The sequence below is a fragment of the uncultured Corynebacterium sp. genome (assembly GCF_945649885.1).
Classification (GTDB): domain Bacteria; phylum Actinomycetota; class Actinomycetes; order Mycobacteriales; family Mycobacteriaceae; genus Corynebacterium.
The window spans coordinates 1-10,627 of the sequence record NZ_CALZFS010000102.1 but is presented as its reverse complement, the minus strand read 5'-3'; the positions used below and the strand labels follow the sequence as shown (position 1 = coordinate 10,627).

Sequence of the window (10,627 nt, the reverse complement as noted above, 5' to 3'; positions counted from 1 at the left end):
CAGATGACGGAAAGATGGCGTTGGCTTTACGTTATGACAAGCCGCTGATGCGGCAGGAAGATTTCAGTGCCTGGGCTGCGGAACGGCTGACAGGCATGAATGGTGAAGAGATCCTGGTTGAAGAGCAGGTTGTGGTGGCGGCGCTGCCAACGAGATCGGAAACTCCCGCAGTGCCGGTAACAGTGCCTGCTGTGTCAAAGGTTCCGACAGTTCCAGAGCCTGTGATGTCCGTGAACGGTATGACTGTTGTTCCTGAGCCCAGCATCATTCTGGAAAACAAGCCGCAGATAGATGAGATTACTGCGCCTTCTGTTGAGCCAGACCCGACACCGCAAGAGCTGATGAACCGTGCCATGGAACATCAACTGCAGGCATTCCCCAATCCGATGAACACCTGGCAGCCCTCTGCCCAGGTGCCGCAGGCAGTACAGGTGCACACTCCCCAGGTTCCTGAGAGAGGCAACAAGGCTGCTAGCCGTTTTAAGAAGTGGGGTATCGCCACCGGCATTGTTTTCGCCGTGAGTAATGTCCTGGGGATTGCAGGAATGGTGAATATCGGAGCCGCAGGTGTCGTGGCCTCCTTCTTCATGGTTATTGCCGTGATGATCTTCGGCATTCAGGCACTGATATACCGAGGTAAGAAGAAGTAGGTCACTGGAAGCTATCTGGGGTGCTGGTGGGTGTTGTCTACCCAGCACCCGAGATGTTCCACTCCACTATGATCGGAGATAAAAGCAGTTCAACAGTCATAAGCTTCTATGCCCTGGATGAGAAAAGAGTCACCAATAGCCCTCCAGACCACAACCCGGATCTTTCACTCCACCGTGCATCTTGTCACCGTGATTGGGGCACTGGTGCTCATCGGCATCATCTTGTGGCTGGATATCTCCACCACGATCTGGCAGGAGATGGTGATTCTCTCCGGTCTTGCTGCCGGCCTGGTCTCTTTCCTGCTGACCACAGTCTTCATCAACCGCTTCCACCAACGCCAGCTCGAAGCGAGGTGGGCCCCGGTCACCCACATGGCATTGACCTCCCTGCTGCACCAACTGGCGGATGAAAAATACAGCAATCTCAGCCGTAATGAGATCACACCTCGAACATTCACCATCCCCGCTGCAGTTGATAAACACGGATTCCACCAGGAATTGGAAAAGCTTCGTCATAGGGTGCTCAAAGAGCAGAACCACCTCGCCGCAGTCTTGGGAACCTGGTCGGAGTTTCTCACCTCCACCGGTGACAACACCGATATCCTGCGTTCTGCCGCAGAGTTGGGGTTACAACTGGAACAGGTCCGGGATACAGCACTCGAGGCTGAAGGGCGCACCCAGACAACCGACTCCCCTGCTCATATCCGGGCGGGTCTAGCAGATCTCACCCGCCAGATTGAGTCCTGCAATCAACACCACGCCTTACTCATCAGTGCGCTACAGAACAGAATTCGCGAGCATGCAGCAGATCACAGATCCCGCTGACCTCTGACAATGGCAGTACCTCCCACAGCTTTCGGCCAGGTGTCATTGCGGACCACGGGACTGATACCTAGGGTGGGCCCATGACCGAGACAAAGAAGTACACAGTTTCCCGAACCGTCAACTCCCCAGTGGCCCAGATCTGGGATGTGATCTCAAATCCAGAGCTGCACAAGGAATTTGACTCCTCAGGACGTGTGCGTTCCGATGAGAAGTCTGACCGTATTCAGGCCACTGGACAGGTCTTCACCATGAACATGGAGGGGCCCAACGGTGCCTACAAGACTGACAACCATGTAGTCGGCTATAACGAGCACAAGCTGCTGGCATGGGCCACCGCCCCCGCAGGGCAGAATCCCCAGGGCTGGCAGTGGGTCTGGGAGCTCAATTCCGTGGATGATTCCACCACAGAGGTCAGTTTGACCTACGACTGGTCACAGGTCAGCGATGAGGTGCAGCAGAAGTTCAACCCACCACTGCTGGATGAAAAGGAACTCGAGGGCTCCCTGGCCAACCTGGCGGTATCAGTCGAGTAACCGGCTTCTCCCCCTGTTCTTCCCGGCTGAACATCTTTCACAAGATGCTCAGCCGGTTTTTTTCATGCCCTGTCGCTTTTAACCGGTGACAGCTGTCAGCAGCGTCACCAGTTCGGAGATCAACCCCAGTGCCGCCGGGTATCAGGTTGATTCGGAGCCCAGGACGAGATGCCTTTTCTCCGGGGCTTGCATCGGGGTGCTGGCCGCTGAACGGAAGCTGAAATTCACATACCAACAACACCACCCAAAATAAAGGTTGGTGGTGCAGTAATGAGAAAGTTTGACTATCCCTCTTTGGTGAGTTCACTTTCCAGGTGCTGCTGAAGGGGCTCCCCCACAGCTGCCATATCAAAACGTGTGGTCAACGCGGCGCGATCACCGTTGAAGGTGTAGGTGCGGGCGGTTTGTTCTACCAGTTTGGCACTCCCGGAGTTGGTGAGGGTTGAGTTGTTGAATTCGAAGTGAAGGAAGTATTCGTCTTCGCGGACGGTGCCTTCGAGGAGTTCTGTTTGTCCGGTTGGTTGGGCGAGGATGAATTCGAGTTTTCCGTGGCCGACTGGTCGGAGGAAGCCGAGTTCTGTGTGCATTGGTCCCTTGGGGCCCATGGTCTTCTGTTCGTAGCGGAAGAAGGGTTTGCCGGGGATGGTGGTGAAGGTCAGGGTTTCTTGGAAGGAGAAGCCTTCGATGGTTGGGTAGTAACCGCGTCCGGGGCCTGTCCAGGTGCCGATGAGGAATTCGTAGGGTTCGAGGTTTGGGTGGAGTTCCATGCTTTACGAGCGTAGTTGTCTGCAAATACCTGTGCTTTCCTACCTGTATGCATGGCTCAGTAATGTACGGCATTCAGAGCTGGATGACCTCGGCGATGGTGACCTTGCTAAATATCGCCCTAAAATTTTGAATTCAGCTTTCTGATGCAACATGTCCCAGCAGCCACATTCCTCCGGTAACTCAATCGAGGGTCACGCCTTAGCAGGCTCAGACCCCACCTGATTGTGAATTTACTTAGTTCAGCTCTTCGCGACACTGCTCAGTGGTTTTCCCACTGTCTAGGCAATTCTGCCAATCAATTTGTCCCTGAACCCACGGAGAGTTCCCTGGCTTGAGATAATTCGGAACATTCTGATCACCAATCCGCGCAATATATCCGTTCGGGTAGACGCACTGAATTTCGTCGCACACTGCTCCGCTGGTATCAGAAGGGATCTGAGGTGTGCTAGGGTCCGGCATGGTTGCCCCACTGGGGTAAGTGCAAACAACGCCGTCACAGACTGGGGTGTTAGCTGCAATTTCACCAGCAAGCACTTCATCGTGAACGTCTTGGCAATACTGGGACCATCCTCCGACAGTGCCATCAGACCACGAGGTTATGATGGGACCAAGGCCCATCTGACAATCCACCGGTACCGGATCTGACTGTGGAACCTGACTAGTTGTCTGGTGGATGAGGGCTGGGGCATCAGCTACCGTGGAGGTAGCGGACGGTGATGAAGTCATAGGCATTTCAGACGCTGCACCAGTGATGTTAATCATCGTCAGATCGTTATAGTTTGTCTCCGGGTCAGCGAAGCCAAAATGGGTAATTTCAATGTCTTCAGGGACAGCAAAAGACCACTTCATCGCACTTTCAAAACCCGGATTTATAGAGTCATTGCACTCAGGGTTGTCAAGGAGACGATCAAGCTCATCAATAGGGTCAAATTTTTGTTCTTGCTCATTGAATACATGTGTTTGAAGGTCGAAGCTGCACGTTAAGTCCCAGGAATCAAGACCCGTGTTTTTCACAGTGGTAGATACGGTAACAAACCGGCCTCCCAATGGAGCATCGAGACGTTCATCCGGCTTAACACCGCGTTTAACCCCATCCGCATGCAACATGAGGTGATCCGACTCCGAGATGGTGTCTACTGTTAGTACTACTCCTGGAGCCTCGACTGCTTCTCCGACCTCTGGCATAGTCGCTTGTACAGAAGAAGTACTTGAAGCACTAACTTCATTGGTAGCAGTTTCTTCCGGGGTGGTTCCGCTTTCACCACATCCTGTGAGGGCAAAAAGAGCGATTATACTTATAAAGGAAAATATTCTACCTGCGTGCACTTGTTCTTCTTTCAAAGTTCACAAACCACGCATCTACTGATAAACGGTGGTCGCCGGATCAGAGATGACTGGCAGTCTTAGAAGTACCAGATCAAATTGCTGTTCACATTAGTTTCCGCATCAGAACACTGTGGAGGGGGCTCCAGTTGTACCCCCAGGCAGGCAGGTCGATCTGTATACAAATTCTCACTTCACCGCTGTTCACCAGTTCCAGCAGGTAGCACATGCAAATAACGTTATGCCCAACTGCGCGCAGAAGAATGCCAGGCGTCGATAAGCTCTCTACCTCTTCACCCATCTCCCGGCGCGGTAGTCCACCAGTCCCATTTCCTGGAATTGTGTGAGCCATCCTTGCATGGGCCAGGTGTCCCAGGTGGTGTGGAAGCGGGTGGCGTTGGCGAGGATGTCGTCGAGGTGTTCTACCGGTGGGGATGAGACTGCGTGCCACTGATGGTAGGCGTGTGCGCCGCCCACCCAGCGCAGGTTCCTGCCCTGGGTGTGGAGGCGGTAGGCGAAGTCGGTGTCTTCTGCCCCGTAGCCCACATAGTTTTCATCAAAGCCGCCGCTTTCCAGCCAGGTGGCGGCAGATAAGGCGAAGGAGAGTGACCAGAAGAGGTTCCATTCTTCTTCGGTGCCGTGTCTGCTCTCATCGGCAGGCAGGTTGGGACGGGCTGGGTGTGGATTGGTCAGTCTTTCCAGCTCGTCCAGGTCATAGCCCTCAGGCCCCGGTGGGCCCAGGTAGGTCACCGGACCGCAGAGGATCTCGCCTGGCCATTGTCGTGCCTCCTCCACGTATCTTTTGATCAGGAAGGGGCCTGGGATGCAGTCTGCATCAAGGAAGATGAGCAGTTCGGCACCACCTTCAAGTGCCATGGTGGCTGCGTGATTGCGGGCGCGCGCCAGGTTGCGGTCTTCGCCCAGTGGGGCGTGATAGTGCGGGGTGTTGGGTGCCCAACGTTTCAGGCCTGCCAGCTGCATGTCCACGTGGGCTTGTCGTGATTGATCGGCCATGGTGAGCACTGCGTACTTCATGGCCCTATCCCTTGTTATTGGCTGCCACCTGGTCGATCACGGCCGCTGCACGCTGGGCTGCACCCGCGGTCTGCCAGCGGTGCCAGTTCTCGGCCCGGTGGGCAGCCAGCTCAATCAGTTCTTCCCATTGCGCAGGGGACGGGAAGCTGGGTGGCACCACGGCAAGCTCAGCCTCCTCCAGGATGGTTGCTGTGGCATATTGTTCCCCGAAGGGGCGTTCTTGGGGGAAGATGATCGCTGGTGCACCAGTCAGGGCGATATCAGCCACGGAGTTCTGTCCCGCTGTCGCAATCACCACGGATGCTGCGCGTAGATGGGGTGTGGGGTCGCTGACAAGCACGTCTCCCCCCCCCAGGACTGTGGCTTCGGGCCAGTCCTGGCTGTCAAAGTCATCGCCACCCACACCACGTAGGATCACCACACCCTCGCGTTGAGCAGCAGTCTCCCCACCATCGATGGATTCAAACCGGGAGATCCCACCCACCATGTGGAGGCGATCAGCATGGGCTGTCAGGTGTGGTGGGATGGGTACCCAATCTGGCCAGGCGGCGATGATGGCACTGGCCTGGGAGTAGCCGAGTTGGTGGGTGTCATCAAAGCGCACTCCAGGCATGGCGATGGTGATCACGGGGATGCCCATGAGGCGGACAAAGGCGGCGACTTCCACTGAGCAGTCCACATAGAAGACACTGGGGTGGTGTCGTGCGATCCATTGGGCGATGATCGCTAACCGTGTGCTGAGTCCCTCTACTCCCACCGGGGCCCAGTGCAGGGTGCCGCCTGCTGTCTGATCATCGGGGGCGGAATCTGGGTCCAGGTCTAAGGGCAGGGTGATGTCTGCGCCTTCTGCGGAGGAGAAGACAACTGAGTCTGTATCCAGGTGGTGTTGGATGGCGCGTGCGCGGTGAAGGTGGCCGCTTCCTGCGTGGTGGGCGTACATGCCGATGATCATGTTGGTGGTCATGCCAGTGTCTCCTCGGGTCGGACTGCAGCTGGATATGCTGCAGTAGTGGCTACATATGTGTAGATGGCCAGATAACGCTCCAGGAAGTGTTCAAGTCCATAGTTGTCACGGGCGTAGCGGGCAACAGCTTTCCGGTTCACGGTGGTGGAATGACGGATGGCGTGTGCCAGGGCGTCCACATCGCCTGGGGGAACAGTTGGGCAGGGTGAGGCGTGCAGGATCTCTGCATGCCACCGCGTGCGAAGGCTGCTACCGGGGTGCTGCATGCCATGGCTTCAATGCAGACCAGTCCGAAGGGCTCTTCCCATTCCGGGGTGATCACAGCCACCTGGGAGTGTCGGACACGTTCGGCGAGTTCTGCATGGTTGAGGGTGCCGATCCACCGGGCGCCCACTCCCAGGCGGGGTTCGATCTCTTGCGCCCAGTAGGTGGGGTTGGCACATCTACCCACCAGGGTTAGCGGGATTCCGGCTTCACGGCAGGCATCAATGGCCAGGTGAGGTGCTCTCTCCGGGACGATGCGCCCAAACCAGATGGCAGCATCACCTCCGGGGCCTTCCCTCCACACGTCTGTGTCCACAGCATTCGGGATCACGGTGATGCCTGGCAGGTCCCAACGGTCAGCGGTGGTCTGGCTGACTGCAGTGAAGTGGCTATGTGATTGCCCTGCCACCTCAGCCATACGCTCTACCGGTGGGCAGTGCAGGGTGGTCACCAGCGGCAAGGTCGTGGATAACAGCAGCTCAGGATGCAAGCTGTTGTTATGAACCACGTCATAATCACTGTTTTCCAGGTGTGTGCGCAACCGTGCGAAGGCGGCATCTTCCACGTCGCAGTGGCCGGGTGGGTAGGCGTGATCGGTCTGCAGTGCCTGGACAGCGGCGGTGCACTCCCAATCAGGGACCGGGAATTCAAACTCCTGCACATGTCCCACTGAGCCAGCAGCGGCATAGAGATCCACCTGGTGGCCCAGTGCGCGCAGACCATCCACCAGAATTCCGCAATAGGCTTCCAGGCCACCGGTATAGGGCTCGACTATCGGGTGACGGCCTGGCGCGATAACGGCAATCTTCACTGCTCATCTGCCAGGGCGAGGTACACATCTCGGTGTTGGGAGTTCACATCCGGGACTGTTGCGGGACGTATGGGGTACTGCTCTTCCAGGAGGGCGACCACGCGGGCGGCGTCCTTACCATCGCCTGTGCGGTAGGTGGCCACGCCGGCGTCGTCAGGCATCTGGGACTTGTAGCATCCATGGTCTGGTACGGCCACGCTCACGCCGAGGTCGCGGCACATGCGCAGCCAGCCTGAGTGGGTGCCGCGGTCATAGGGCAGGACCACCACGGGGTGGCGCGTGATGGCAGCATAAAGCTGGGCATCATTGAGGGGTTCGTGGATGTGGTGAGCAATCGCCTTCAACTGCGCCGGTGCATCCTGATGGATGTAGATCTCTGCGCCCAAGTCGCGGTAGAACTGCGGATCTCTCACCACGTTGGCGCGTACGGATTTGAGGAATACCCCGGCGCGGTCTGTGCTGGGACGTGCACGCCCGGCGGTGATCACCGGGTGCGGGGTGATCTCAGGTAGGCGCCCATAGTGCTTATCGACGATCCCCTGTGCCTTCTCCGAGAGTGTGAACACGTGTGCTGCTGCCTGGATGAGAATATGTAGCTGCTGGTGATAGTTGCTCTGGTCTTCCAGGTGGGGGTTGTCCAGGTCATGGACGGTCAGTACCAGGGGAATATTCTTCTCGAGCAGAAGCTGTGTGAAGCGGCGTGTTCGCTCAATCGTGAGGTGTTCAAAGCCGAAGTGCACATGGACCAGATCAACGCCTTTTGCCTGACCCTCCCACCAGGTGGGTTCAAAAGCCGGGTGCGGCCACCACTGTTTGGGGTTATCCTTGTTGGTGATCGGGTCTGGCAGCACCGTGATATCCGCCCAGCCTTGTTGAGGTTCAAGGGCACGCGGGTAGGGATGGCCTGCGGGAATGGATAGTATTTTGAGCACTACGACACTACCTTTACCTGAATGTGACATGACTAACGCCTGTGTAATGATACATTACATAAGATGAATATGTTTGGTTTGGAAAGGGAGCCCGCCAGGCCCACCAACCCCCGGCGCGAACACTATGGGGAGTTCTACGGGCTGCGGCTCCCCCACCAACGCGACGATCTACCCACCGTGGCCGTGGTGGGCAACTGCCAGGCAGAATCCCTACGCATCCTGCTGGACTCCACCGGAATGGTGAACTCCTTCCGCATCCCACCCATCCACGAATGGACACAAGAAGACGTCTGCCTCATGCACCTGGTACTCAACACCGTGGACATACTGGTGATGCAACCAGTACGCGATGACTACCGTGGCCTTGTCTGTGGCACCACCCAATTAGCAGCATTCCTCCCCGCAGCTGCCCAGGTGGTGACCTTCCCGGTGCTGCGCTTTGACGGACTCATGCCCTATCACGCCATCATCCGTGCACCCCTGGATCCATCACTTAATCCCCCGGTGACCCCCTACCACGATCTCCGCATCCTGGCGACTGTCTCTGGAATACCCGAGGCCATGAGCGTGGAACCCTCCGATGCCGCACTACGTACCTGTGCCGCGATGAGCATCTCCGAACTACGCGGACGCGAAACCATCCACGACACCGTGATAATTTCCGACTATGTAGAAACCGCCCCCGTCTGGCACACCATCAACCACCCCGACAACAGCACACTGATGGTTCTTGCGCGCCGGGTCATGGATGCCCTGGGGCTCCCTGGCGACATTCAAGATCCGGACCGTGAGCTGTTGGGAGGGCTGCAGGCACCGGTGGATGCCCAGGCGGCACGGGTTTTCGGAGTATCGGTGACTGGGCGCACAGAATGGAGTTCAGCATCCATGGAGGAAATTGAGCAGTCGCATCTGGAGTTCTACCGTGAGCATCCTTCAGTAGTGATCGCAGGCTTGGAGAGACATGCTGAACGGCTGCGGGTGCTGGGTTTGGTGGGCACATGAAGCTGTTATTTTCCACACGAGACATTAAAAATATTTGATAGGATTGCGAACCTACAGTGAAGGGGCATATGCATGAACATCACCCATCTGATTGTCGGCCCGCCGGAACATGGGGTGACAGAATATGCCCGTCTGCTTGCTGATCACACCGGTGGTTCCATCGCCAAGCTGGGAGACAAGCTAGCTCCGGGCCCGGTGCATGTCACCTTCACCGACCACCTCTTCGGCCCGGATCCTGACACTGCCGTGGATGCTGTACTGGAGATGGTGGCAGGTCATCCTTTCAGCGTGTCTTTCCATGATGTGCCACAGCCAGAGGAAGGGCAGGCAAGGTTTGAACGCCGCAGCTTGGCTTATCAGCGTCTGGCTGCAGCTGCTGATCTGGCTGTGACTAATTCACGGCATGAAGCATCCTTCTTCAACTCCCCCATCACGTCCCTTCCCCTGCCGTTGCCCACAGCGCCAGATCTCAAGGGACAGGGGCCTGAACCAGGCACCATCGGGATCCTCGGATTCATCTACCCCGGTAAAGGTCATGAAGACATCGCTGAGATCGCCAGCCTGAGTGATGTTTTCACCGTCCGGGCCCTGAGTGGCTACTCCCCCGGCCATGAAGACATGAAGCTTCACGGTGTTGAGGTCACCGGCTACCTGCCCGAAGAGCGACTCTGGGAGGAGATCTCAAAGATTGCCATCCCCGTCTGTGCCCACCGGCATTTCTCCGCATCTGGATCCTTGATGCGCTGGTTGGCTGCCGGTCGACGTGTCCTGATCAGTGACAGCGACTATGCCCGTGAAGTCGCGCAGGATCATCCCGAGCAGATAGTCCTGGTCACTGACTGGCCGACAGCCCTGGCAGCAGCCGCGGAGGATAAAAGCTTTTCCGAGCCTGTAAGGCATCATCATCACTGGGGCTGGCCGGAGGCGGCTACTGCCTGGCAGGACCTGTGGATTGATGCTTTCGGGCCGTGGCTGCGTGGTAATAACGCACCGGTACTCACAGAACAGACCGCATCTGTCAGTGTGGTCATCCCCTATTACAACGACATTAACTCCTTGCGCGAGGTCATCCGCGGGATTGAAGCCGATGGCTTTGAGGGCGAGCTGGAGATCATCATCGCCGATGACGGCTCCACCACAGCTCCTTCAATGACCTCTCACCTACCCATCACCGTGGTGCGCCAGGAGGATCAAGGGTTCCGCGCTGCGACTGCAAGGAACCTGGGTGCACGTGCTGCCAGCCATGAGGCACTGGTGTTTCTAGATGGTGACACTGTTCCGCGCCCTGGTTTTCTCCACGCCGTGAGCAGGTGGGTAGCTGCTGATCAACGCAGCGTTGTAGTGGGTACCCGCCTGCAGGATGGTGTGGAACCCCAGTGGCTACAGGATGGGTGGTTTAAGACCGATGACCTCCGTCTGGCTGATGAAACATCCTGGCGCTTCATCATCTCCTCCGCACTCGCCACCTCCAGAACACTGTTTAATCAGGTCGGAGGCTTCGATGACACCATGATCGGCTA

General features: G+C 57.1%; 11 protein-coding genes and 1 pseudogene. 5 read left to right on the top strand and 7 right to left on the bottom strand.

What is annotated here, in order from left to right:
* From Q0M74_RS10660 to Q0M74_RS10650, 3 genes and pseudogenes are all read left to right on the top strand, one after another.
* Positions 1–650: pseudogene (locus Q0M74_RS10660) on the top strand (hypothetical protein); the annotation flags it as partial.
* Between the two features lie 174 nt (positions 651–824).
* On the top strand, positions 825–1,475 hold the full coding sequence (locus tag Q0M74_RS10655; RefSeq protein WP_293954245.1) for a hypothetical protein: 651 nt from the start codon (positions 825–827) through the stop codon (positions 1,473–1,475).
* An 80-nt stretch (positions 1,476–1,555) separates the two neighbouring features.
* On the top strand, positions 1,556–2,008 hold the full coding sequence (locus tag Q0M74_RS10650) for an SRPBCC family protein (RefSeq protein WP_293954243.1): 453 nt from the start codon (positions 1,556–1,558) through the stop codon (positions 2,006–2,008).
* A gap of 284 nt (positions 2,009–2,292) precedes the next feature.
* Here Q0M74_RS10650 and Q0M74_RS10645 read toward each other — a convergent pair whose 3' ends face one another.
* The 7 genes from Q0M74_RS10645 to Q0M74_RS10615 form a co-directional block, all read right to left on the bottom strand.
* The gene (locus Q0M74_RS10645) at positions 2,293–2,775 is read right to left on the bottom strand and encodes an FABP family protein (protein ID WP_293954241.1); all 483 of its coding nucleotides are present in this window, start codon (positions 2,773–2,775) and stop codon (positions 2,293–2,295) included.
* Between the two features lie 235 nt (positions 2,776–3,010).
* Complete coding sequence (locus Q0M74_RS10640) at positions 3,011–4,117, bottom strand: hypothetical protein (protein ID WP_293954239.1); 1,107 nt, start codon at positions 4,115–4,117, stop codon at positions 3,011–3,013.
* A 267-nt stretch (positions 4,118–4,384) separates the two neighbouring features.
* On the bottom strand, positions 4,385–5,134 hold the full coding sequence (locus Q0M74_RS10635; RefSeq protein ID WP_293954237.1) for a galactosyltransferase-related protein: 750 nt from the start codon (positions 5,132–5,134) through the stop codon (positions 4,385–4,387).
* Positions 5,135–5,138: 4 nt separating this feature from the next.
* Positions 5,139–6,098, bottom strand: coding sequence for a glycosyltransferase (locus Q0M74_RS10630; RefSeq protein ID WP_366088204.1), 960 nt, complete (start codon positions 6,096–6,098; stop codon positions 5,139–5,141).
* Entirely contained in the window at positions 6,095–6,238 is a 144-nt protein-coding gene (locus Q0M74_RS10625; RefSeq protein WP_293954235.1) for a hypothetical protein, read from the bottom strand. Before Q0M74_RS10625 ends, Q0M74_RS10630 begins: the two co-directional genes overlap by 4 nt.
* Positions 6,235–7,173 (bottom strand): glycosyltransferase, encoded by a 939-nt coding sequence (locus Q0M74_RS10620; protein ID WP_293954233.1) that lies wholly within the window; start codon positions 7,171–7,173, stop codon positions 6,235–6,237. Before Q0M74_RS10620 ends, Q0M74_RS10625 begins: the two co-directional genes overlap by 4 nt.
* The gene (locus Q0M74_RS10615) at positions 7,170–8,105 is read right to left on the bottom strand and encodes a glycosyltransferase (RefSeq protein ID WP_293954231.1); all 936 of its coding nucleotides are present in this window, start codon (positions 8,103–8,105) and stop codon (positions 7,170–7,172) included. Before Q0M74_RS10615 ends, Q0M74_RS10620 begins: the two co-directional genes overlap by 4 nt.
* 63 nt (positions 8,106–8,168) lie before the next feature.
* Between Q0M74_RS10615 and Q0M74_RS10610 the strand changes: the two genes are divergently transcribed.
* Positions 8,169–9,107: a WcbI family polysaccharide biosynthesis putative acetyltransferase gene (locus Q0M74_RS10610; RefSeq protein ID WP_293954229.1), complete on the top strand. Its 939-nt coding sequence runs from the start codon at positions 8,169–8,171 to the stop codon at positions 9,105–9,107.
* Between the two features lie 72 nt (positions 9,108–9,179).
* On the top strand, positions 9,180–10,627 hold a 1,448-nt coding region (locus Q0M74_RS10605), incomplete at its 3' end, for a glycosyltransferase (RefSeq protein WP_293954226.1).